Raw genomic sequence first — 223 nt, 5'->3', positions numbered from 1 at the left:
TAACCTCACGATGTCCGACCGTGATTAGCTAACCTTCGTGCTCCTCCGTTACGCTTTGGGAGGAGACCGCCCCAGTCAAACTACCCACCAGACACTGTCCGCAACCCGGATAACGGGCCTACGTTAGAACACCAGCCATTAAAGGGTGGTATTTCAAGGATGGCTCCATGCAGACTGGCGTCCACACTTCCAAGCCTCCCACCTATCCTACACATCAAGGACC

At 54.7% G+C, this 223-nt stretch carries 1 rRNA gene; it reads right to left on the bottom strand.

Features of this window, described 5'->3' with window-relative positions:
- Positions 1-223, bottom strand: a 23S ribosomal RNA gene (locus AAC855_RS21845); the annotation flags it as partial.

The sequence above is a fragment of the Xenorhabdus bharatensis genome (genome assembly GCF_037996705.1).
Taxonomy (GTDB): Bacteria; Pseudomonadota; Gammaproteobacteria; order Enterobacterales; family Enterobacteriaceae; genus Xenorhabdus; species Xenorhabdus bharatensis.
Note: the sequence above shows the minus strand (reverse complement) of the source record. Positions and strands in the feature narration are given on the sequence as shown.